We start from the raw sequence: 24,854 nt of genomic DNA, 5'->3' as shown, positions 1-24,854 counted from the left end.
AAAATAGGATAAATGTGACAATTAATTTTAAATTATGACTTATTTTATAAGATTCCGGATATTTATAAGTCATTTATCACAAATTTTCTTAAATTGATTAACAGAGTAGCAGCCCGTATTTTTGGCTCTCTTTGAAGTGAAAAAATTTACGCAGCAATTCTAGCGCTACTTCTAGTTGCTTAAGAATTGCGACAAATCTTTTTCTCAATGCAAAAAGAGTTATCCCCACAATGGAGACAACTCTTTCCTATTAATTTTACTTTTTAGAGCCCTTCGTTTCTACAGTTGCGTATCCGATAACCCAATAACCGCCAACCATTCCACGGAATTCAAGCACTTGTTTGCCATCCACCCAATTGAAGTCTTCACGGTTGAAACGGAAATGGCCATTTTTTGCTTGTTGTTCAAAGCCATTTTTTCCTAAAATCGCTGAAACGTCGTTAATTGTAACCGTTTCTAATTTGAAATCTTTCGTGTTAAATCCTGTTGGCAGTGATACTTCTACAGAGAAGACCCCACTATTGCCTTTGATAATACCAGGCGTCACTTTGATAGAATTCAGGGGGATGTAAACATTGATTGTTTTTTCCAAAACAGTTGTCCATCCTGCGTGATCTGTTACAGTGACTTGAATTTTGTATGCACCTGGCAGTGTGAATGAAACCGTCTCTCCATTCAATACTTCCTTGCCGTTCACAGTTAATCTCTCAGAAGCGATTCCAGATAGTGCATCACTTGCTACATACTTAATCGGTAATTTCTCACCAAGTGGTACTTCACCGTTAAGTGACCATGATACTACTGGAGCAGTCTTATCAATTTTCACTTTTGCTGATTTTGTTTCTTCTTTGTTTCCTACAATATCCGTGCTGAAGAATTGAACTTCGTTGATTCCTTCCTCATTCACAGCAAAGCTTGTGCCTTCTTCAAAATCTGAACCGTTCACTGAGTAAGAAGTTGAAGCCACACCACTCAAAGCGTCTTTTGCAGTCAATTCAACCGCAAGTTCACCTTTCAGCCATTGGTCTTCAATGTTTGAAACCGTTTCTGGAGCTGAGAAATCAATCTTCACTTCATCTGTTTTCACTTCTTCATTATTGCCTGCATGATCTACACTATAGTACGAAATCGTGTTGATTCCTTCTTCTGTTACGTTGAAGCCCTTACCTTCCGTAAACTTAGAACCGTTTACTGAATAGAACGTTTGATCAACGCCGCTCTTGTCGTCAGTTGCAGTCAATTCAACAGTAAACTCCTGGTGCCACTTGTCGTCTGCATTTGAAACCGTTTCTGGCGTAGTACGGTCGATTTTCACTTCCGCAGTTTTCACTTCTTCCACATTTCCTGCTTTATCAACGCTGTAGAATGAAATCACATTGATTCCTGCTTCTGTTACGTTAAAGCTCGTACCATCCGTGAACTCAGAACCGTTCATTGAGTAATACGTTTTGTCAACGCCGCTGTTTTCATCAGTAGCTGTCAATTCGACTGTAAACTCCTTGTGCCACTTGTCGTCTGCATTTGAAACTGTTTCTGGCGTAGTACGGTCGATTTTCACTTCCGCAGTTTTCACTTCTTCCACATTTCCTGCTTTATCAACGCTGTAGAATGAAATCGAATTAATTCCTTCTTCTGTTACGTTGAAGGATGTTCCCTCAATAAATTCTGAACCATTCATTGAGTAATAGGTTTTGTCGACACCGCTGTGTTCGTCAGTCGCAGTCAATTCAACCGTGAATTCTTGGTACCACTGATCGTCTGCGTTAGAGAACGTTTCTGGAGCTATTCCATCGATGCTTACTTCAACAGTTTTCACTTCTTCTTTATTTCCAACTTTATCGACGCTATAGAATGAAACCACATTCACGCCGGCTTCATTCACAGCAACAGATGTTCCTTCTGTGTAATCAGAACCGTTCACCGAGAAGAAAGTTTTATCAACGCCACTCTTGTCGTCAGATGCCGTCAATTTTAAAACAGCTTCCTTCTCAAAGTTAGTGGACTCGTTTGCTTCCGTTTCCGGAGCGGTACGGTCAATTTTCACTTGAGACGTCTTCACTTCTTCCAAGCCGCCAACTTTATTGACACTATAGAATGAAATTTCGTTTATGCCATCTTTATCTACATTAAAGTTAGTGCCTTCTGCATATTCAGAACCATTGATTGAGTAGAATGTTTTCGCTACTGCACTATTATCATCAGTAGCCACCAATTCTACTGCAAACTCTTGGTGCCATTCATCGTCAGCGTTAGAAACCGTTTCAGGTGCCGATTTGTCGATTTTCACTTCAGCTGTATTAGCTTCTTCCACATTCCCTGCTTTATCTACGCTGTAGAATGCAATCGTATTAACGCCTTCTTTAGAAACAACAAAACTTGAACCTTCCTTAAATTCAGCACCGTTCACTGAATAGAAAGTTGTTTCAACGCCCGATTTATCGTCAGTTGCCGTCAATTCAACTGCAAATTCTTGATGCCATTCAGCATCTGCATTTGAAACCGTTTCCGGAGCTTTTTGGTCGATTTTCACTTCGGCCGTCTTCACTTCTTCCACATTTCCAGCTAAGTCCGTGCTGTAGAATAAAATTTCGTTTATGCCTTCTTCGTTCACTACAAAGCTTTCGCCTTCTTGGAATTCAGAACCATTTACTGAGTAGAATGTTTTTTCCACTCCACTCTGCTCATCTTCAGCTTTTAGTTGGACAGTTAATTCCTGGTACCACTGACCATTTGCATTCGATGTAGTTTCTGGAGCAATCTTATCTATTTTCACTTGAGCAGTTTTCGTTTCTTCAACATTACCAGCCTTATCCAAGCTATAGAATGAAATCTTTTGGATTCCACCTTTGCTCAATGTAAAGCTAGTACCTTCTTTGAATTCTACTCCATCTAATGAGTAGAACGTTTTGTCAACGCCACTCTTATCGTCTTCTGCAGTAAGAATTACTGCAAAATCTTGATTCATCCAAGCATCGCTAGCATTTGAAGCCGTTACTGGTGGTGTTAGGTCATTTTGCATTTCAACTGAAACAGCGTTTGAATAACCTGAATCACCAAAACGGTTATGCGTAACAGTTACAACATATTCATGTTTGCCGTCAGTAATATCGTTGACAGTATATGTTTTCTTATCTGTTGACCCCACGAGGACATATTCGCCTTCTATTACTTCATAAACGTTGTAAAGAGAAGCGCCAGCGATTTCTGTCCATTTTAATATTGCAGCCTGCTCATCGATTGAAACGAGTTGAAGTACCGGACTTTGTACTGTCGGATGTCCTAAAGTCAATTCAACATTTGATGGAGCTGATTCGCCGAAGCGGTCGCTCACCGCAGTCACTTCGTATTCATACCAGTCTTCAGGCATGTTTGTGAAGAGACGGTTTAAGCGATCTGTTGTCATCACAAATTCTTTTTTGCCATCTTTTATTTGATAAATGTTATAGCTAGTCGCAAACTCAACAGCTGACCATTTTAGGAAAAGGTCGTTGCCGTTTAATACACTAATGCTTAATCCTGATGGAGCAGTTAATTCAGGACGTACTAAAGTGTAATTCGCTTGGACTCCGGTTTTTGATTCACCAAAACGGTCACTTGAAGAAGTAACTTCGTATTGATAATCACCTGCTGGAAGATTTGTAAACAACCGATTAGTTCGATCTGTTGTGTATAAAAGTTTTTTTACACCATTGTTAATTTGATAAATATTATAACCTGTAGCAAACTCGGCTGCAGGCCACTTTAAGAATAAGTCATTACCGTTTAAGACAGTAATACTGACATTTACTGGAGGTGCCATTTGAGGATGTACTAAATGTAGTTCTGCTTGTGCAGCCGTTTTTGATTCTCCAAAGCGATTGCTTACTGAATATACTTCGTACTTATACTCTCCTGCTAAATTATTCGGTAAAGTACGGTTCAAATTTTCTGTTGTATTAACAAGTTTTTTTACACCATTTTTCACTTCGTAAATATTGTAGGCAGTTGCAAATTCCACTGCTGGCCATTTTAAATTTATATCGTTTCCATTCCATACTGTTAACTTCAACTCAGTAGGTGCAGCCATAACAGGGTGAACTAGAGTTGTTAATGTCCGAACCGCTGTTTTTGATTCACCGAAACGATTGCTAACTGAATTAACTTCGTAAACATATTCCCCGGCTGGCATATTGCTTAATGTCCGACCTAAATTAGATGTGTTCATTACCAGCTTCTTCTCGCCATTTGTAAGCTGATAGATGTTATAGCTATCGGCAAATTCGGAAGCTTTCCATTTGAGGTTTATATCGTTTCCATTATAAATTGTTGAAGTCAATTCTGATGGTGGAGCCATTTCAGGATGCACCAATGTAATTTCAACTGGAACGGAAGGAGCAGATTCTCCTAAACTTGTGCTAAAAGCTGTCACTTCAAAACTATAGTGTCCTGCCGGTTGATTTGAATAGTTGAATGATTCTCGAGTTGAAGATCCGATAAGTGTTTTTTCCCCAGCTACCACCCGATAAATATTATATTTTTGAGCAGAAGAAACTTCATTCCATTTCAAAAGAAGATAGTTTCCATTACTTACGCTTATTTTTACATCAACTGGAGCTTCTATAGATGCCGCAAAAACACTTGCAGTTGGCAATACACACTGAAGTACCAGTAAAACACTTAAAAACATTGAAATAAGACTATATTTCTTCATCTACTTTAATCCCCCTTTGTACCTATTTAGAAAGCAAAAAAAAACCTTACATTAATTATCGTCATTTCAAAAATATAAATAGAGAAATAAGAGACCCTACTAAATAGTAAGAGTCTCTTATACTTTGCCTCATCTGCTTTTCATTATTAATTAACGAAGTAATTGAAGAACAGCTTGGGGTGCTTGGTTAGCTTGAGAAAGCATAGCTTGTGAAGCTTGAGTCAAGATGTTGTTCTTAGTCAAGTTCATCATTTCTTTAGCCATGTCAACGTCACGGATACGTGATTCTGCAGCTTGTGTGTTTTCAGCGCTAGCGTTTAGGTTGTTGATTGTGTAGTCCAATCGGTTTTGAACAGCCCCAGTGTACGCACGTCCGTTAGAAACAGTTTGGATTGCAGTGTCAATAGTTGTTAAAGCCGTTGCTGCAGTAGTTGCTGAAGACACATCAACACCGCCTATAGCAGTTAGAGTCGCAGTCAAATCCACTTTTTTCAAGTCAAGGCTTAATGTTTCACCAGAATTAGCCCCGCTTTGGATTGTCAATACACCAGCAGTTCCTGCACTAGCGTCAAGCAGCTTTTGGCCGTTGAATTGAGTATTACCTGCAATATCATCAATTGTTGAAGTCAACTCTGTAAGTTCTCCCGTAATCGCAGTTCTTTCAGCAGCACTGTTCGTATCGTTTGCTGCTTGTACAGTCAATTCACGCATACGCTGAAGGATTGCGTGTGTTTCGTTCAAAGCTCCGTCTGCTGTTTGGATCAAAGAAACAGCATCTTGAGAGTTTTTAGATGCTTGCTCAAGACCGCGGATTTGTCCACGCATTTTTTCAGAGATTGAAAGACCAGCCGCATCGTCTGCACCGCGGTTGATGCGCATACCTGATGATAGCTTTTCCATTGAGTTTGAAGCGTTGCCGCTCACTTGGCCCATTTGGCGGTGAGTGTTAAGTGCTGCGATATTATTGTTGATAATCATTTTGTATTACCTCCGTGTAATGTTTTTTTGTTTTTTGCAAGTGTCCAAATCCGTTTGGACTAGCTTACATAATTTATATCGGAGGCTTTTGATAAATGTTTAGCGTTTTTTGAAAATATTTCTATTATTTTTTAATAAATAAAAAGCCTGCTATAATTCTGCAGGCTTTCCCTAAATTTACTTCTTCATATTCAAAAAATCGCTCAAGTTAATGACATTAGAAGTCGCTCGTCGATTCTCTTCCTGAATCTCTAGATAAACTTCTTTTCGGTGGATGGTGATCTGCTTTGGTGCTTTGATTCCGAGTTTAACCGTTTCCCCTTCAACAGCAGTAACGAAGATTTCAATGTCGTTATCAATAATGATGGATTCACCTTTTTTTCTTCCAAGCACTAACATTCGTTACACCTGCCTTGTTTCAGCACTTTGAAATAAAGGCTGTTTAATCAGATAGTCTTTATTATCCAATACAATTTGCATGCCCAGCTGTCTATTATTATTGATGACAAGCGGTGCTTTTAAGTTAGTTGTCGCATCTTTAATTTCGCCCTTTGCTGTAACCGTTGTTAAGACGATTGCATCTGTGGGATCATTCAACGCAAGTTTATCAACCATTTGATCTTCTAGTTTGATGTCATATTCCTTAAAAAATGAGAAAGGGTCTACCAAAAAGAAGTTTACTTCTACTTCCTCTATCGATTGCAGGAAGAAGAATGGGGATTCCCCTTTTTCATCAGCCGGAATCAATGCATACTTCTTATATTCCTCAAATCCTGGAATTCCTTTATTGAATGTAATGATACTGCTATCTGCTACCTCTATTTCTCCAAAACGTGTCGTTTGAATCTTCATAAGCGGCTCCTTTCATCTTGTAAAGATTTTCTATTTAATTCTATTTTTACACAAATCAGTTTCACTAGACAGCAAAACTATTTCTGGATGGTTTTTTCACATAAGGATATATGTCTTTTATTGAACTAATTCCAGAGGATTTCAGGGGATTCTATGGGAGGCTAATGGTGGAAGGAAAGGACTTTTGCTTTTCAAATCATGAAAACTTAGAGTAGGTTCAATGGACATGTTTGCAGACGAAGAAGGTAATACTGTAGATAGTTTGCCAGAGACGCAGATAACAATGGAATTCGTTGAACACAAAGGAAAGACGAAACTGGGGATATCAAGGATTCGCGGGTGTTTATCGAGGATTCATCTTGTGATATCTTCATTTCAGAAAGGGATATCTTGAAATGTGTCTGGGTTATCTAGAAATCGAGTACTCATATCTAAAATTCACGAAAACCGCACAATTCAAACTCGCTGGAATCAAGGATTCGTCGTGTGTATTTCATCTTATTATATAAAGCCTTTGTATAATCAAGTCGCATTCCGCACTTCACCATATTCACATATCTATTCCCACAATTTCATTTAAATTTGTATTACCCGGGAAATAGTTTTTAGTCCATGGCTTTTTCTTTTCCAATATTTGCTCACAAAATTCTTCTTCATGGACAGAGAAGACATTCCTAATAGGTTGTCTCTGGTAATAGACAAAAGGCATCCGGATGGTCTTAATCCGGATGCCTTTTGTTATTTATGATCTGCCCAATCCATTCCATGCTTTTTCTTTCTCATCATCAAATACGAACTCGATCATTTCTTTTCTTTTGGCCAGATGCCAATTGGAAATTTGCGAAACAGTCCAAAATCGTTCCATCCAAAGACCCCAAACATGGGTCTTAGTCTAAGCCTCATCATTAATTCTACATAGCCTATAGTGTAAGGAGTTGGAAAGTGGTAGCTCCATTGTGTATTAAAAAAGTTAACCATTAAGAACTGGTTAACTTTATAATACTGACGCACTAAATAGTTCTTTAAAGAACTGAAAGTAGATACTCTTCAGATAGCGAAAAATCACCACGAAGATTTTTTAAAAGAACCAGTTACCGAAAAAGCCCCTTCTACAGCATCGTCGGTTGAACGAAGTGCGACGATTTCTGCTAGTGCACCGTCTGTTCCGCGAAGTGCGGCGATTTCTGCTCGTGCATCGTCGGTTACGCGAAGTGCGACGATTTTTGTTCGTGCACCGTCTGTTCCGCGAAGTGCGACGATTTTTGTTCGTGCACCGTCCGTTTCGAAAAGTGCAACGATTTCTGCTCGTGCGGCGTCTTTTGTTCGAGCATCGTTCGTTACTAAAAGTATCTTGGAACATGAAGTTGCTTAACCCTCTAGAGTTAGACAGTTCGACTGCATTATTAATACCGTCAACATTAAAACGTGACATTTTCAAACCTCCCTTCATCTTTATGTTAGAGAAAGATAAAAATCAATTTTTACTTAAATTCAAATTCGTGCTGATACACTTTTCTTTCTCATATAGTAAGTTACGAAATTGTACAAATTATGGTAGAGACAAACGCATACTATTTAAAAATAAATATAAATCATTTCTTTTCTTGGCATCTTTTATTCTTGTTTCATACGAATATTATAAAAATGAAAGGAAGAATTCGCGTGGATAATGTCGTGGAAATACCTGTATATCAGCTTTTTATTAATCCTATCGATTTAAGGGAACTTCGAAGAGAAATTTGGACGGATGATCCGGTTTCCGCGAAGCTAACGATAAACAAAAAGAAACATGATATCGATATTGCGTATCGTGGCTCCCATATCCGGGAGTTTCAAAAGAAGTCATATCACATTTCGTTTTATAAACCAAATACGTATAGAAATGCCAAAGAAATTCATATCAACGCAGAATATAAAGATCCTTCTCTATTGAGAAATAAATTATCGCTCGATTTTTTCGATGATATAGGATGCTTATCTCCAAAGTCTCGATTTGTAAATATAAAATTGAATGGGAAAAATGAGGGGCTATATTTGGAATTAGAATCAGTGGATGAATATTTCCTTGCGAATCGTCAACTACCGAAAGGACCTATATTCTACGCGATTGACGGAGATGCTAACTTTTCGTTAATGAGTGATCTTGATAAAGATGTAAAAAAATCACTTAAATTTGGCTATGAAAAAAAATGTGGTACAGAACAAGATGAATTTCATTTACAAGAATTTATTATTGATATTAATACCATTTCAAGAGATGATTTTGAAAAAGAAATTGTGAAATACCTAAATGTTGATCAGTATCTTCGATGGTTGGCTGGCGTTGTTTTCACCCAAAATTTCGATGGTTTTGTTCATAACTACGCACTATACCAAAATAGTGAAACGAGTCTATTCGAAGTCCTCCCGTGGGATTACGATGCAACATGGGGAAGAGATGTAAACGGGGAAGTAATGGAGGAAGATTATTTACGAATCGAAGGATTTAATACGCTAACTGCAAGAATTCTCGATGTGAAAACATTCCGCGGTCAATACAAAAACTTGCTAGAAGTCATTATTAACAACCAATTTAATGTAGACTATTTGAAACCGAAAATACAAGGTCTGCATGAATTGATAAGACCATATTTTCTAGAAGACCCATATAAAAAAGACGATATCCATTTATTTGATAAAGAACCGGAGTATATAATGAATTTTATTGAAGCACGGTCGAATTATATAAAAGGGAAATTAGATACATTAGATTAAGTAGTTTCATCATTTACACCACCCTCCTCCATTTGGTAAGGGGTGTTCTAGTTGAATCAAATTACTAGTAACACCAATAATGCTCCTAGTATTTTTACCCCTAACTCCTTCATGTAGTAAACAAACTTTATTAAAAATTCCCACTGAATCTAACAACACAAAAAGACCCGATCCAATAAAAAATGGACCGGGTCTTTTTATGAAAATTATTGAGAGTTTACTCTTGTAAAACGAATGCTCTAGTTTCCGACTTTGTTGTCATTCAACATATTGTTGGTTTGGAATAAAGTTTAATCAAAAACACTTCACAAACCCGTGGTATACGGTATATAAAAAGAATCTATTTTTAAAAAAGTTTGATTAAAATAGATTATTTCCTTGTGATTTTATATAATAAAATTTTTATAAAAAAGTTTGACCATTTCTTGACTCTACTTCTACTAATCCACCTGTTAGTTCGATATCCTATTTCTGAACTGGAGCATTGTCTCTCATTGAACCACTTTTAGTAAAGAATAGTTACTTCAACAAAAAAGCGTCAATCCATTATGAATTAACGCCTGATAGCTAAAAATTGTATTCACACTAGAGTGTTCACTCAACTATATATTCTTTCAACACGTGATCATGGACTTCTATTCCTTTTTCAACATGTACCTGGACGAAGTATTTACCACTAGTTTCAAACTTGTAGCCTCCTTCATATTTGCCGGCTTTCTGTTCAGAGGTCTTGACCCAGTCGTGTTGCTCGGATCCATCCTTCCAAATTTCAAAGCGGACTTGTGCTTCAGTGAGCGGAGCTTCTTCGTAGATTACAGAAGTAGCTAAGGCAGTCTTTTCCCCTGCTTTTGCTTGACCATTTTCAAATTGGATTGTACTTCCATGATGGTGATGTCCACCATCTGCAGTTGCTGTCAAATCTTCTGAAGATGGTGGTTTTTCTTCCCCACCGACTACTTCAATTACTTTCGAAGGCATTGTATGCATATCACGTGCTGTCACATGGGAAGTAATCGAATACGATCCACCTCTATCAAAAGTGAATGTTGTAGAATATTCGTCAGCTTTTAATTCAGCTGCAAGCATCTTCTTTTCCCCGGAAGTTTCATTCAGAACTTCAAACTTCACTTCATCAGCATCCGTTACGATTTCGTCATCCTGTGAAATACGGGCAGAGAATTCAATCTCATGTCCGACTTCCGCCTTCACAGGGACAGTGAGATCAACTAAAACGGGTTCAGGAACGAGTTGTTCGGTCTTTTTAACAGCAATTTTGTCCCCGCATGCAGATAGAACTACAATTGCAGTTAGTAGCAGTGAAAATATATAAGTGCGTTTCATGAGTCTGGCTCCTTTATACATATAATTAAGACTATTGCAGCTTAGATAGGTGACCAAAAAATATTCAATCACTTCTTTACTCCACATAGTCACTATTCCATATTTCTCAGTATTACTTCACCTTAAAATAACCTGTTAACATCTTTTATTAATTCCTCCGTACTATCCCCTTGAATAAAGCTGTAGGTATCTACAATTTCCCCATTCTGATCAACTAAAAAGAAGTCGGATCCATGAATGACCTGATTTGATGTCTCCGGTTTCTGGACAAGCGTTTGGAATTCCTCACGGGCAAACGTTTCAATTTCTTCTTGAGAATAGCCTGTGAGCATATTCCAATTCGAATCGTCGTCTGAAAAATTCTTTAAATAGGCGTTCATTTTTTGTGGTGTATCTACTGTTGGATCCACACTGAACGAAACGAATTCAACATTTATTTCTTCTTCTTTGAATTTCTCTTGCAATGTTGCCATACTCGCTGTCATCGGCGGACAGATAGTATCACAACTAGTAAAGATGAAATCAGCAATCCAAACTTTACCTTTTAATTCTTCCGTCCCGAATTTCTCTTCATTTTGGTTCGTAAATGCAAATGACTCCATTTGAAATGTTTTTTGGGGATTGCAACCAGCAAGCATTACTAGTGCAAGCACAATAATCAAGTATATATGTTTATTCATACCTTACCTCCAATCAAGTCACTTTTTATATGTAGTTTAATGTTAAACGATAGTTGTGAAATTTATGTGAGGTTAGTCATATGGAATAGGGTATTTTCTTAGATGATATGTTTTTTTATGCATGGTTTCGAGATCATGATATCGTTTGTGATGTCATAGATTTGGATGAGTGGTTTATTACATTGAAATCTTGTTACACTAAAACAAGTAACATACTCTCCCTGTATCTTGGCTTAATGTCGGGTACTCAATAGTGACGTCATTTTTAAAGGGACACAATTCAGACAAGCTTGAAATAGTGAAGACAAATAAAAGCATCGAAAAATCAATCTCAGTGATTTTTCGATGCTTTTTCCTTGCGTGTTAATTTGTTGAAGAAGTGTTTTTTTGTTTCTTGATGAGATACATAATTCCCTCAATGCATACAACGAAGAGTAACGAAATACCAAACAGTGGCATAATGATTCCTAACACAATCATTAATGCTATAAAGCCGATAGGCACACCGCTTGCAACGTTTGGTGGTGCAGAGAGTTGACCTGCCTTTTTACGAGATAGCCATGTTTTAAAACCCCAGATGATAACAAATATGAAGGCTACACATACAACTAAATTAATTAACTTGTTTGGCCAGCCAAATAAATGCCCTTCATGCAATGGAATCCCCAGTGTAAACCACTTTGCTAAGATGCCATAATCATCATAGTTAACTTCTGAAATAAGTTTCCCGCTATACTGATCGAAATACGTAGTCATTTCTTCATTTGGGCGTACATCCAAACCAGTGACTCCTGTATTACTACCTTTTGATACTGTGAATACACCATCTTTACTCATTGGATAGACGATGGAAAACGGTTTGGAGATATTCGCTTCGTCAACCTTGTGCATGAGTTGTTGCACACTTACCATCATATGGCTTTCATCGGTCTTACCAGGCATATTTGACATGTTACTATGATGAGCGTGAGCATCTTTTGATGAAGGAGCCTCATTTTTACGAGTGGCCCAAGGAATTTCACTCAGATCAGAAGTAGGTGGCTGCTGTTTTAACGTAGGAATCCCGATAGATGGATGTTCCTGAGCAGCAGAATAAATGAAGTTCCCCATAAATGCTGACCACGGTAATCCTGTAAAGATAATTACAATCATTGGAATGACGATAATTGACCCAATCAATGCGTGCCATTTTTTATTTATTTGTCTTTTCGTCAGATTTTGTTTTTTCTTTAATGCCTTCCCTCTAATTGTCATGTAAACACCTGAAAACAGAAGGAATATAGCCCAACATGCTGCCAATTCCACTAAATAGTTAACGAACGTCCCACCAACCATTAGAGAACTATGAATGTTACGCAAAACATTCGAGAACGTTTTATCAGCATTTTGACTGCCCACGATTTGGTAGTTGTCATCTAAAAACACATATTTCTGTTCGCCATTTTCATCCGCCATTGTTAAACGCGTGTTATAAGAATCATCCAAAACAATAACTTTCGAAACAGAATATCCTTTATGTAGATTTTCAGCATTGGAAATTCCTTGGTCAATTGTTAATTCTTCTGTTTTCTCACTTGTGCCAAAGAAGAAATCATCATACAGCTGATTTTCAACATTGGTATAGAATAAATAGCCAATACCACTAAGTGTTAATGTAAGCAATAAGGGTGTAATAAATAATGCCGCATAAAAATGCCATCTCCAAAAACGATTATAATTTCCTGTTTTCACTTTTATCTTCTCCTCCAATTTTGTAGAAAATTAGCAACATCATTAGTTTATTGGATAAAAGTGAAGTTTGAGTGAAATATGGGAAAGTAACTGACCAATAACTAACACAAGAAAATGACCTTAGAATACCGAATCCAAGGTCATTTTGATTTTTATGAAATTCTCCCTATCTGGATGATTTGAGAACAGGTAATACAATAACTACTGATGTTCCAAATCTGGAATCACTTTCTATCGAAAACAATCCATCATGCAATCTGACAATTTCTTTGACAATGGAAAGACCAAGACCTGTCCCTCCTGTGGATCTACTTCGTGCCTTGTCGGTTCTGAAAAAACGTTCTCCAACATGTTGGAGGTCTGTAGTGGATATTTCGGTCCCTTGATTTGTAATTTTAAAACGAAGTATTTCCTTTTCTTCCGTCAGAATTACTGAGATAATTCCATACTCATGTGAATACTTAATTGCATTATCTAGCAGATTATAAAAGATTTGCTGTATTCTCTTTGGATCTCCATTGCCAATTATATCTTCCTGAATATCCATTTTTAACTGTATGTTTTTTTCATTCATGTGAATTTTAAATAAATCAAGCGTATCAAAAAGTAACTGCGCCATTGCAATTGGTTCTTTATTAAGTAGATACATGTTTCCTTGAAGATGATCGAGGTCTACTAAATCATGTATTAATTTAATTAATCGATCTGTTTCTTTTTCGATGGTCCACAAATAATGCTGGGCTTCTTCTGGTGAGGAAAAGATTTGCTCCTTTAACACTTGCGTGTAACCGCCGATATACGTCAAAGGGGTGCGTAATTCATGTACAATATTTGATAAAAAATCCTTTTTTCGAACTTCTTGTTCTTCAAGAGATGAACTCATCCGATTAAATGCATTTGCGAGCTTTCCAATTTCATCGTCATGTAGAAAATTTAGACGATATGAATAATTTCCATTGGAAACCTCTAGTGCAAGTTTCTGAATATCTGTAAGTGGCTGAAATAGAGAGTGATGAATACGATTCACAGCAAAAAATAGAACAATGAAAAATAAACTCCCTACAAGTATTAAGATGGGGATACTTCCTCGAAAAACTTCTTGCAAATCTGCCAAGGGTACATAAATATAAATAAAGCCGATTAGTTTCTTCTCAGCAAGTATAGGAAATACCGCCCCGACAATCTCTCGATTTAATTCCTCGACATATCCATCTTTGATGACATAATCGCCCTGTTCCAGTAGTTCCTTATCTTCTTCATTGACCAAAGCTTCATAATTGAGCTTATATGGAAAGTACGTGGATAGATCTTCTAAATCATCCACTACAATTACCTCATACTCGGAGACAATATTGTACCATTGGATTTTTTCAATGATTTCATCACTTAATGAGCCATAGTGATAGTGGGCAGCCGTTCGTTCCCCTTGATAGATAACTGATTCTTTCACGCTGTTAATATATAAATCCTTGTATAAAAAATGAAGGAAAAAAAACGAAAAGAGAAGGACAAAAACGATACACAAAATAATAAGCAATAATACTTTCTGACTCAATGTCAATGCTATTTTTCTCAATCACTTACCTCAAACTTATAGCCTACACTCCAAATGGTTTGTATGAGTTCGGCATCTTCCTTTAACTTCAATCGCAAAGTTTTAATGTGCGTATCTACCGTCCTGCCGGTCCCCTGATAGTCTTCACCCCAAATAGCTTGCAATAGCTGTTCTCTTTTAAAGACTTTCCCTCTGTTTTTAGCAAGCATGAATAACAAATCAAATTCTTTTAGTGTCAATGAGAGCTCTCGATCGTTGACATATGCCCTAAATCCCAAAGAATCAAGAAAGAGCGGACCAATCCTTAGTGAATTGTTGTGTTGAGTGGCATATGTTGATCTTCTTAATACGGATTCAATACGAGCCAACAGTTCTTCTCCATGGAAGGGTTTGACAATGTAGTCATCACCTCCAAGTTTAAGACCGTGAACCTTGTCCCATTCCTCCCCTTTTGCAGACAAGAAAATTAGAGGAATATCGAATTTTTTCTTCAACTCCATCGCGAACGTGAATCCGTCCATATACGGCATCATTATGTCAACCAGAATAAGGTCAGGTACTTTTTTTGATATTTTTGCTAATGCATCCATTCCGTTAGATGCCTCTGAAATATGATAACCTTCTCTTTTAAGGAATGTCTTAATCAATGATCTCATTGTTTCTTCATCATCAATTACCATGATAGTTAGTCTATTCACTGCGAGCCTCCCTATAATTATTAACTCCAGTAACATCTTATCGAAAAAGTGTGAAGTTATTATGAGCTTTTTTATGCTATTACCTTTACGATTGCGCAAATTATACCGCATATTCTGATTCATAAGCTCCGTAAAAATGGATGGGTTGAAAAACTAGGCTATCCTACAGATCCAAAGGTTACAAAACTAATTGTAAATTATTTAGAGGGTGGAATTGATTCTTTTAAACATAAAATGAAATCTTATTCGAACATTTTAAATGACTTAATTTAAGTAATGATAAACTTTTCTTTAATTGATATTTTTATTTTATATTGATATTCAATAAAGACCTCTTTGTGTATAAAACACAAAGAGGTCTATTTTAGTTAACAAAAATATTAGCGTCAGTTTTGAAATTCGTCATTTAACAAACAATTATAAAGATCATTAGAAATTAATATGTGTACACAGGGTACAACTGAGTTGTCTGTGAACAAACATATCGGCATTCATTTCTAGTTTCTATTCAACCGTAACAGACTTCGCCAAGTTACGAGGTTTATCAACGTCACAGTCACGGTGAAGTGCTGCGTAATAGCTGATTAACTGTAAAGGAATAACGGAAACAAGTGGTGTCAACAAAGGATGCACTTTTGGTAATACCAACGTGTCGCCTTCTTCTTCCATGCCTTCCATCGCAATGATACATGGGTTTGCGCCACGTGCTACGACTTCTTTAACGTTTCCACGGATGTTCAAGCTTACTGCTTTTTGTGTCGCCAATGCGAAGATCGGAGTACCATCTTCAATTAGAGCGATCGTTCCGTGTTTCAATTCGCCACCAGCAAAGCCTTCAGCTTGGATGTAAGAAATCTCTTTCAGTTTCAATGCGCCTTCCATGCTGACACAGAAGTCCAAGTTTCGGCCGATGAAGAATGCGTTACGAGTAGTTGATAGGAAGTCACGAGCGATTTGCTCCATTTCTTCTTTTGAATCAACCATCGCTTGAACGGCATTAGCTACGATACCAAGTTCTTTAACGAAATCAAAATCTACTGTACGTCCCGCTTTTTTAGCCGCTACTGCTGCAGTAAGGGCAAGTACAGCGATTTGTGCTGTGTAAGCCTTCGTTGACGCTACAGCAATTTCAGGACCTGCATGCAATAACAATGTGTGATCTGCTTCACGTGAAAGTGTAGAACCTTGTACGTTTGTTACTGTTAACGTTGGGTGCCCCATTTCTTTGATTTTCACCAATACTTGACGGCTATCCGCAGTTTCACCTGATTGAGTGATGAACATGAACAATGGTTTTTCAGATAGCAACGGCATGTTATAGCCGAATTCACTTGAAATGTGAACTTCTACTGGAATACCCGCAATTTTCTCGAAATATTCTTTTCCTACTAAACCAGCATGATAGCTAGTTCCTGCTGCAATAATATACATACGATCCGCTTCATTTAAAGCAGTCAAGATTGCTTCATCGATTTCAAGCTCGCCTTTTTCGTTTTGGTAAGCTTGGATGATTTTACGCATAACAGCCGGTTGCTCGTCAATTTCCTTCAGCATGTAATGTGGGTATGTGCCTTTTTCGATATCGCTCATATCCAGTTCAGCTGTATAAGCTTGACGCTCCACTACCGAGCCATCTAATTTTTGAATTTCAACAGACTCTTTTTTCACAATAACCATTTCTTGATCATGAAGCTCTACATATTGGTCTGTTACTTGTAACATCGCCATTGCGTCAGACGCTACAACGTTGAAGTCGTCACCAAGTCCAACTAATAATGGGCTCTTGTTTTTCGCAACATAAATTGTTTGTGCTTCTTCTGAATCCAATAGCGCGATTGCGTATGATCCGTGCAACAAGCCAAGTGTATGGCGGAATGCTTCACCAGTAGTCATGCCGTCGTTAGAGAATTTCTCAATCAACTGAACAATGACTTCTGTATCCGTGTCGGACTTCATTTCCATGCCAGGTAAATATTCTTTTTGAAGCAAATGATAGTTCTCGATAACTCCGTTATGAACCAGCGTATAGCGACCTGATTCACTTTGGTGTGGATGGGCATTCAATTGGTTAGGAACTCCGTGAGTCGCCCAACGCGTGTGGCCGATACCAGTTTTTGCATGCACATCATTTTCTACTGCTTGACGTAAGTCTGCAATGCGTCCTTTTTCTTTGAATACAGTTACACCATCTTCATTGCGAACGGCAATACCAGCTGAATCGTAACCGCGGTATTCCAATTTTTCCAACCCTTTTAATAAAATCTCTTTTGAATCTAACTCTCCGATGTATCCTACAATTCCGCACATAATTTAAAATCCTCCAATAATTTAATCATAATAAAATAAGCGTTCTGCTAAGCGTGCAGACGCTGTTCGTGTGCCCTCTTCTTCCTTTAATCGCAAAATCACTTCTGCGGTTTAAGAATCAGAATTACGACCGGGCATCGCGGCCGGGAGGTATCCGCCGAATCTTCGATACTCCTCCTCCTCGTCTGCTGAAGATCCATTTCCGTCCGATTTCTTCAGCTCAGGCGCTATCATTGTTTTCCGATTTTTTGACGTGCGTAAATTCACTCCTTTTGCACGATGACGTTAAAGTAGTCAGTTGTCAATGACTTACAATTCACGTCAGCACACCTATCATACTGAATTCACATACATACGTCAATACAGTACATACCCTCAATATATTCCAAAGAAACATGAAAGTCTAAGAAAACAGCCTTTTAAAATTTACCATCCGTTTTTCCGTGTTTAATTAAACATTTTATAGGTTCTCAATGACCATTTTTCACCAAGTATCTTGTTTTGAGATAGCCTTTCAATCATTCTTAAATAACAATTCTCCCCATTTTTCCGGGACAACAGTATGTCGAGGAAACAAGTGAGCGAACACCGGAGTGCACTTAAAGTGCATGAGGATGTGAGTGAGCGCAGCTGACAAAGAAATGCGACGTGTAACACACCATTTTTCCGAGACACGAGCAGGTCGCGGAAGCAAGCGAGCGAACACCGGAGTGTACATAAGTACATGAGGATGTGAGTGAGCGCAGCTGACAAAGAGATGCGAAGTGTAACACACCATTTTTCCGAGACACGAGCAGGTCGCGGAAGCAAGCGAGCGAACACCGGAGTGTACATAAGTACATGAGGATGTGAGTGAGCGCAGCTGACAAAGAGATGCGAAGTGTATCGGGAAAATGGAAAAGAGCCGCATCTCTGCGACTCTACAAACCCGTTATAGCACCAAATACCAATGCCAACGCAATGACAAAAGCTGGGTGCAACTTCACTTTTTCCAATAGAACGAAACTTGCCGCCATCAAAAACAAAGTATAACCGGGACCAACACCTTCAACTGATTCCTGCGCAAACTGTATGGTCATGAAACCAAGCAAAACAGCGATGACTGGTCGAATGATCTTCGTTAAGTTCTTCACTTCCGGTTCGTCTTTGTACTTAAGCAGAATGGCCATCATGCCAATCATCAGGAGTAAAGACGGTGCGACGCTCGCGAACATCGCGACGATAGATCCGAGTACTCCCGCTTCCGTGTACCCAATATACCCCGCCATTTTCGTAGCAATTGGACCAGGCAAGGAATTGCCAATCGCGACCACTTCACTAAATTCCTGCGTGGTTAACCATTCATAATTCCCTACCACTTCATGCTCTACTAATGGAATCGAAGCTGGTCCTCCACCATAACCGAGAATACCAGGAATGAAAAATGCTAAAAACAAGTGCCAATAAATCATGCTTTTTTCCTCCTTTTCAGGAGCGGTGAAAAGACGATAAGGATACAAACCAAAATGACAATAGCCGGATGGATTTGCAAACCTTCTATTAGAATGCCGGATAACCCGATCAATAATATGGCGCGCATCCAACCGAGAGTTTCTCCTGATTTCTTAACAAAATCCCAAGTCAATACGGCAAGCATGACCGCAACAACCGGTACGACGGACGCTGACATATGTTGAACCCAGGGAATATCTTTATATGTTTGCAATAATCCTAAAAAGACAATCATCAATACAACTGTTGGTATGACAGATGCCGCAAGGGCAATCAAGCATCCCCAGACACCCGCTATCCGGTAGCCAATATATCCAGCGATTTTAGTCGCAATGGGACCTGGCAACGTATTGGCAAGAGCTAAAGTGTCGCCGAACTCGTCATCCGTCATCCATTCATATTTTTTCACGACTTCCTGATGGACCAATGGAATAGAGGAAGGACCCCCTCCAAATCCAAGCATGCCTGTGCGAAAGAAAGCTAGTGTGATATTGCGGTAAAGAACACGACGTGGACGTCCCGTAGCGTTCTTCACCCCAGCACGTTCTACCAAGCGGCGATAGCTCCGTCTGTTCGGGATTCTGTGCCACCTTGAAGCACACCCGTTTTAGGGTTTCGCCATATTATTTGCCCACGTCCAAAACTGCCTCCATCGGATGTTACGTGAATGTCATGTCCTTTTCTAACCAAACTCTGAACCAAGTAGTTCGGAAACTCCGGTTCTACATGGACAGTCTTCCCTTTCATCCATTGCCAGCGTGGCATATCCAACGTTGCTTGCGGATTTAATAGGAAGTCAACTGTATTTGTGACCACTTGGAAATGTCCTTGTGGTTGCATGTATCCACCCATCACACCAAACGGTCCAACAGCCTGACCATCTTTCGTCAGGAAGCCAGGAATAATCGTATGGTACGTTCGCTTGCCTGGCTTCAGAACGTTCGGATGTGTTTCATCCAGTGAAAAATCATGCCCTCGGTTTTGCAGTCCAATGCCTGTGCCTGGAATCACGATACCCGAGCCGAAGCCCATATAGTTACTTTGGATGTAAGAAATCATGTTTCCTTCGTCATCCGCAGCGGCTAAATAAACCGTTCCGCCTTTTGGCAACTCATACGGTTCAGGGTTCATTGCAGTCTCCCCAATGACACCTGCTCGTTTTACAGCGTAATCATCTGACAGCAGATGTTCGACACTTAGAGGCATTGCTTCAGGTTCTGTAATGAATGCCTGGCCATCTGTAAATGCCAGCTTCATCGCTTCGATTTGTCGGTGGAATGTGTCCGCATCCTGCCAAGCAGGTGGATCCAATTGCTTGAATACGTTCAACGCCATCAACGCAACCATTCCTTGCCCGTTCGGTGGAATTTCCCACACATCGTAACCTCGGTAGTTTGCTGAAACAGGCTCAACCCATTGCGGTTTATATGTAGATAAATCTTCTTTCGTTAAATATCCGTCATGCTTTTTGAAGAATGCATCGATTTTGTCGGCAATTTCTCCTTCGTAGAAATCACGCGCATTCGTTTCACCAATTGCACGCAACGTTTTTGCATGGCCTGGTGAAGACCAGACTTCCCCGATTTCAGGTGCCCGACCGTCCGGTGCAAAAGTTTCGAACCAGGCAGCAAATTCTTCGGCCGTGAACGTTTCTTTGTACTTCTTATAGGCAGCTTTCCAATACTTGCCGAGAATCGGTGACAATGGATAGCCTTCTTCTGCGTATCGAATTGCCGGAACGAGCACGTCCTTTAATGGAAGTTTCCCGAATTTCGCGGACAATTCAGCCCACGCAGCTGGAACCCCGGGAACCGTCACTGGAATGACGCCAAAAACGGGCATTTTTTCATGCCCTTTCTCGCGGATGGCTTCAGCAGAAATCGATTGCGGTGCAGGACCGGAGGCATTCAGACCATGCAACTTGTCCTTTGACCATACGAGGGCAAATGCATCGCCACCGATACCGTTTGAAGTGGGTTCTACTACAGTTAATGCGGCAGCTGTTGCAATGGCAGCATCAATTGCATTTCCGCCTTTCTGCAATATTTCAAGACCAGCCTGTGCTGCAAGTGGCTGTGAAGTGGCGACCATGCCTTTTTTCGCGAATACCGTATGTCGCTTCGCAGCAAATGGGTGGTTTAAGTAATCCATGATGTTCCCCCTTAAGTTCAGTCAGTTCAATGTTTAAATTTTTGTTCCTGAAAAATGACAAGCAGCAAAATGAGCTGGTTCTACTTCTTGCCAAGCCGGTTTGTCGACTTTGCATACTTCCTGTGCAATCGGACAACGTGTGTGAAATGGACATCCACTAGGAGGGTTTGCCGGATTTGGCAAATCCCCCTGCAAACGAATCCGTTTAGTATTTTTTTGAACAGATGGCCTCGGAATAGCGGAAAGCAGAGCCTGCGTGTACGGGTGCAATGGATTAGCAAACAAATCTTTTACCGTGCCGAGCTCCACCGTGTTGCCCAGATACATAACCAAGACCCGATCACAGAAATAACGGACAACGCCCAGGTCATGAGAAATAAATAAGTACGACAACTGGTATTTTTCTTGTAGCGACTTCAATAATTTTAACACTTGTGCCTGGACTGAAACATCCAAAGCCGAAACCGCTTCATCACAAATGACAAAAGAAGGATTCAAGGCAATCGCACGCGCAATGCCGATTCGTTGCCGTTGCCCGCCACTGAATTCATGCGGATACCGTTCAAAATGTTCTTCTTTCAATCCGACTTCTTGTAGTAAATCCAATACACTCGCTCGCTTTTCTTTTGCAGACATGTTTGTATGCATTGTAAATACTTCTTCCAATGCATGACCAATCCGTTGGCGTGGATTTAGGGACGCATATGGATCTTGGAAAATCATCTGCATTTCTTTGATGAATTTCAATTTTTCTTTACGCTTTAAATCTTGTATTTCTTCGTCACGAAAGTGGATTTTTCCTTCCGTCAATTCTTCCAGTCCTAAAATGGCTCTACCCAGAGTTGATTTTCCACAGCCCGATTCGCCAACCACTCCCAGACTTTCCCCTTCAAACAATTGAAGTGACACATCTTCTACAGCTTTCACGTTGCCTTGAACGCGTTTCAAAATACCGCCTTTAATAGGAAAATACTTTTTCACGCCTCTTAACTCAAGGAGAATTTTTGGATCAGATTTGGGCGACAAGGTGACCATGCTTAACCTCCTCCACTTCTTCGTGCAACCAACAACTGACGACATGTCCTTCATCCGTTTTAAATTCAGGTGGTGTCAGTTCCCGGCATTTATCAGTCGCAAATTTACATCGCGGATGGAAACGACATCCTTGTATGTGTTCCTGTAAACTCGGAAGGGACCCAGGAATCGGTTCCAACTCAAAATCAGGATCATCAATGTTCGGAACTGAATTCAGCAAGCCAATTGTATACGGATGTTTTGGATGATCAAATATTTCAGTGACCGTGCCTTCCTCCACTTTTTTACCTGCATACATGACCATCACACGGTCAGCAACTTCAGCGACAACGCCCATATCATGGGTAATCATCATAACGCCCATATTCAATTTTTCTTTAAGGTCATTAATTAAATCCAAAATTTGAGCCTGAATGGTGACGTCCAATGCAGTAGTTGGTTCATCTGCAATGAGCAGGCCAGGATGGCAGGCGAGGGCAATGGCAATCATGACTCGTTGTCTCATCCCCCCACTCAGTTCATGTGGGTATTGATTCATACGTTTCTCCGGATAGGGAATGCCGACTTGCTTCAATAACTCTATGCCTTGTTTCGTCGCTTCACTTTTGCTGACTTTATGATGCAAAATGAGTGGTTCACGCAATTGGTACCCCACCGTCAATACTGGATTCAATGCGGTCATCGGTTCTTGGAAAATCATTGAAATTTTCGTCCCACGCATTTTTCTCATTTCTTCGTATGGTAGATTATGAATCGGCTTTCCTTCGTACTTCACTTCTCCGCCTGCGATCTTTCCATTACTCGGAAGCAGTCCAATGACAGATAGGGACGTAATACTTTTCCCGCAGCCTGATTCACCAACGATACAAAGCGTCTCCCCTTTCGCAATGGAAAAGGAGACATCCCGCACAGCTTGGACGTTGCCGTCCGCTGTGCGAAATTCGGTTACCAAGTGATTCACTTCGAGTAATGTCTCCATATCATTTCCCCCTACTTTCTTGAAACTTTTTTCAAGGACCACTTACCATTTGGATCAATTTCAAGACCAGAATAATTTTTATCCAGCGCTGCCGTAACAATCCCGTGATACATTGGGATGACAACATTTTCATCAATCATTAAATGATTGGCTTCATCTAGAATTTGCAAACGCTCATCCTGGTCAATCGTTGTACGAGATTGAACAACCAGTTCGTCAAATTCCGGATTGCTGTATTGAGAACGGTTAGATGAACCAACGTTATCACTATGGAAGTTCGGATATAATAATTCAGAACCATCTCCCGTTACATTTGACCAACTCAAGAAAGTAAGGTCATAGTCTCCCGCGCGAGCTGTATCCAAGAATGTTGCCCATTCCATCGATTCAATCTCTACTTTGAATCCTGCTTCAGTTAATTGAGCTTGTACGATTTCAGCCATTAAGATGAAATTGTCGCGATTAGCAGTTAATAATTTTATTGGTTTGTCCCCGTATCCATTTTTCTTAACTAAGGCTTTTGCCGCTTCAACATCATACGCCGTTCCCGCTTTGTCTGCAGATTCATCAAAGCCGAATACTTGCGGCCCGATAACACTATCACTTCTTACACCTAAACCATTCAGTTTCGAAACAAATGCATCACGGTCTACTGCTAATGCAACTGCTTTACGGAACTCAGCATCTTGGTTTCTCTCAAGTGAATGGTTGAACGTTAAGTAATAAACACTCGTACCATCTTTCTTTTCAATATTGATGTTATCCATTGATTCCAATCGCTTCACTTGCTCTGTTGGTAAATTATCGATGAATTGAACTTCCCCTGTTTGTAGCATGGAAATCGCAGTTGAAATTTCCGGAACGACTTTTAGCATAACTTTCTTTAATTCCGGTGCCCCATCCCAATATTCTTCATTTGCTTCTAATTCAACTTTATCTCCAGGTGTCCAACTAACAAACTTGAATGGACCCGTTCCAACTGGATCTTTCATTAAGTCTTGTTTCTTGTCGGCAGTTGGGCTGACAATCGCTGCATTTGTATGTGATAAAGCCGCTAAGAACGGTCCATACGGATACTTTGTTTTAATTTCAACCGTGTGTTCGTCTAATACTGTAATCGTATCAACCGGTTCCAATAATGATGCACGTGGTGCAGCAGTTGCTGGATCGCGAAGTTTATCAAATGTATATTTTACTGCTTCAGCATTAAAAGGTGTACCATCGTGGAATTTGATACCTTCTTTTAATTTAATGACCCATGTGTTTTCATCAGGGTTTTCATATGATTCAGCAAGCAAAGGTTCAAATTCCTGTGTATCTCCGTTACGAGTAAATAGTTGCTCATAGACATGCTCCGTGATATTCGCGGAAACTGCGTCGTTCATTAAGATCGGTGATAACCCGACAGCATCTGAAGTCGATGCATATGTGAATGTTTCATTACTTGCAGATCCACCACTTGATTTCCCATCAGAATCTTTAGGTGCTGATGCGGATTCCCCCGAGCAAGCTGCAAGTACAAGCATTACCATTAACATGATTGAGTACCATACTATTTTCTTCATTCTTTTTCCCCCTGCTCCATTATTATTGATGTCTGGCAATACACGCC

Annotated in this window: 18 protein-coding genes; 1 reads left to right on the top strand and 17 read right to left on the bottom strand. The window is 39.6% G+C overall.

The annotated features are described in order from the left end of the window. Nucleotides 1-256 precede the first annotated feature (256 nt). The 5 genes from AC1DSK_RS03920 to AC1DSK_RS03900 all read right to left on the bottom strand — a co-directional run bounded on the left by AC1DSK_RS03920 (nucleotide 257) and on the right by AC1DSK_RS03900 (nucleotide 7,385). The gene (locus AC1DSK_RS03920; RefSeq protein ID WP_477546690.1) at nucleotides 257-4,690 is read right to left on the bottom strand and encodes an OmpL47-type beta-barrel domain-containing protein; all 4,434 of its coding nucleotides are present in this window, start codon (nucleotides 4,688-4,690) and stop codon (nucleotides 257-259) included. 150 nt (nucleotides 4,691-4,840) lie between these two features. Beyond that, a complete protein-coding gene (locus AC1DSK_RS03915) occupies nucleotides 4,841-5,668 on the bottom strand; it encodes a flagellin N-terminal helical domain-containing protein (RefSeq protein ID WP_477546689.1) in 828 nt (275 codons plus the stop codon). A gap of 177 nt (nucleotides 5,669-5,845) precedes the next feature. Further along, nucleotides 5,846-6,067 (bottom strand): carbon storage regulator CsrA, encoded by a 222-nt coding sequence (csrA, locus tag AC1DSK_RS03910; RefSeq protein WP_477546688.1) that lies wholly within the window; start codon nucleotides 6,065-6,067, stop codon nucleotides 5,846-5,848. A 3-nt stretch (nucleotides 6,068-6,070) separates the two neighbouring features. Then, nucleotides 6,071-6,520 (bottom strand): flagellar assembly protein FliW, encoded by a 450-nt coding sequence (gene fliW, locus AC1DSK_RS03905; RefSeq protein ID WP_477546687.1) that lies wholly within the window; start codon nucleotides 6,518-6,520, stop codon nucleotides 6,071-6,073. Between the two features lie 742 nt (nucleotides 6,521-7,262). Beyond that, entirely contained in the window at nucleotides 7,263-7,385 is a 123-nt protein-coding gene (locus AC1DSK_RS03900; protein WP_477546686.1) for a hypothetical protein, read from the bottom strand. Between the two features lie 797 nt (nucleotides 7,386-8,182). On the opposite strand from AC1DSK_RS03900, the gene AC1DSK_RS03895 reads away from it, so the two are divergent. Further along, nucleotides 8,183-9,274, top strand: a complete 1,092-nt coding sequence (locus AC1DSK_RS03895; protein ID WP_477546685.1) for a CotH kinase family protein — start codon at nucleotides 8,183-8,185, stop codon at nucleotides 9,272-9,274. A gap of 594 nt (nucleotides 9,275-9,868) precedes the next feature. Here the strand turns inward: AC1DSK_RS03895 and AC1DSK_RS03890 are convergent. The 12 genes from AC1DSK_RS03890 to AC1DSK_RS03835 form a co-directional block, all read right to left on the bottom strand. Next, a complete protein-coding gene (locus AC1DSK_RS03890) occupies nucleotides 9,869-10,615 on the bottom strand; it encodes a FixH family protein (RefSeq protein ID WP_477546684.1) in 747 nt (248 codons plus the stop codon). Between the two features lie 122 nt (nucleotides 10,616-10,737). Then, the gene (locus AC1DSK_RS03885) at nucleotides 10,738-11,295 is read right to left on the bottom strand and encodes an SCO family protein (RefSeq protein WP_477546683.1); all 558 of its coding nucleotides are present in this window, start codon (nucleotides 11,293-11,295) and stop codon (nucleotides 10,738-10,740) included. 363 nt (nucleotides 11,296-11,658) lie between these two features. Then, nucleotides 11,659-13,026: a PepSY-associated TM helix domain-containing protein gene (locus AC1DSK_RS03880; RefSeq protein ID WP_477546682.1), complete on the bottom strand. Its 1,368-nt coding sequence runs from the start codon at nucleotides 13,024-13,026 to the stop codon at nucleotides 11,659-11,661. A 166-nt stretch (nucleotides 13,027-13,192) separates the two neighbouring features. Continuing rightward, a complete protein-coding gene (locus AC1DSK_RS03875) occupies nucleotides 13,193-14,602 on the bottom strand; it encodes a sensor histidine kinase (RefSeq protein ID WP_477546681.1) in 1,410 nt (469 codons plus the stop codon). Further along, nucleotides 14,599-15,279: a response regulator transcription factor gene (locus tag AC1DSK_RS03870; RefSeq protein ID WP_477546680.1), complete on the bottom strand. Its 681-nt coding sequence runs from the start codon at nucleotides 15,277-15,279 to the stop codon at nucleotides 14,599-14,601. Before AC1DSK_RS03870 ends, AC1DSK_RS03875 begins: the two co-directional genes overlap by 4 nt. A gap of 504 nt (nucleotides 15,280-15,783) precedes the next feature. Beyond that, nucleotides 15,784-17,586 carry a glutamine--fructose-6-phosphate transaminase (isomerizing) gene (gene glmS, locus AC1DSK_RS03865; protein WP_477546679.1) on the bottom strand — a complete coding sequence of 601 codons (1,803 nt, stop codon included), beginning with the start codon at nucleotides 17,584-17,586 and terminating at the stop codon, nucleotides 15,784-15,786. A gap of 920 nt (nucleotides 17,587-18,506) precedes the next feature. Continuing rightward, nucleotides 18,507-19,037 carry a chromate transporter gene (locus AC1DSK_RS03860; protein ID WP_477531887.1) on the bottom strand — a complete coding sequence of 177 codons (531 nt, stop codon included), beginning with the start codon at nucleotides 19,035-19,037 and terminating at the stop codon, nucleotides 18,507-18,509. Beyond that, nucleotides 19,034-19,630: a chromate transporter gene (locus AC1DSK_RS03855; protein WP_477546678.1), complete on the bottom strand. Its 597-nt coding sequence runs from the start codon at nucleotides 19,628-19,630 to the stop codon at nucleotides 19,034-19,036. Before AC1DSK_RS03855 ends, AC1DSK_RS03860 begins: the two co-directional genes overlap by 4 nt. Then, the gene (locus tag AC1DSK_RS03850; protein WP_477546677.1) at nucleotides 19,624-21,228 is read right to left on the bottom strand and encodes a gamma-glutamyltransferase family protein; all 1,605 of its coding nucleotides are present in this window, start codon (nucleotides 21,226-21,228) and stop codon (nucleotides 19,624-19,626) included. Before AC1DSK_RS03850 ends, AC1DSK_RS03855 begins: the two co-directional genes overlap by 7 nt. Nucleotides 21,229-21,261: 33 nt before the next feature. Further along, nucleotides 21,262-22,263, bottom strand: a complete 1,002-nt coding sequence (locus tag AC1DSK_RS03845) for an ABC transporter ATP-binding protein (RefSeq protein WP_477546676.1) — start codon at nucleotides 22,261-22,263, stop codon at nucleotides 21,262-21,264. Beyond that, complete coding sequence (locus AC1DSK_RS03840) at nucleotides 22,238-23,242, bottom strand: ABC transporter ATP-binding protein (RefSeq protein ID WP_477546675.1); 1,005 nt, start codon at nucleotides 23,240-23,242, stop codon at nucleotides 22,238-22,240. The genes AC1DSK_RS03845 and AC1DSK_RS03840 overlap by 26 nt, the downstream gene beginning before the upstream one ends. Nucleotides 23,243-23,253: 11 nt before the next feature. Continuing rightward, nucleotides 23,254-24,807 carry a glutathione ABC transporter substrate-binding protein gene (locus tag AC1DSK_RS03835; protein ID WP_477546674.1) on the bottom strand — a complete coding sequence of 518 codons (1,554 nt, stop codon included), beginning with the start codon at nucleotides 24,805-24,807 and terminating at the stop codon, nucleotides 23,254-23,256. Between the last annotated feature and the right edge of the window lie 47 nt (nucleotides 24,808-24,854).

It is taken from the genome of Paenisporosarcina sp. P4_B8, assembly GCF_056402175.1.
The sequence above is the reverse complement of the archived record's forward strand: the minus strand, read 5'-3'. Positions and strand labels throughout refer to the sequence as shown.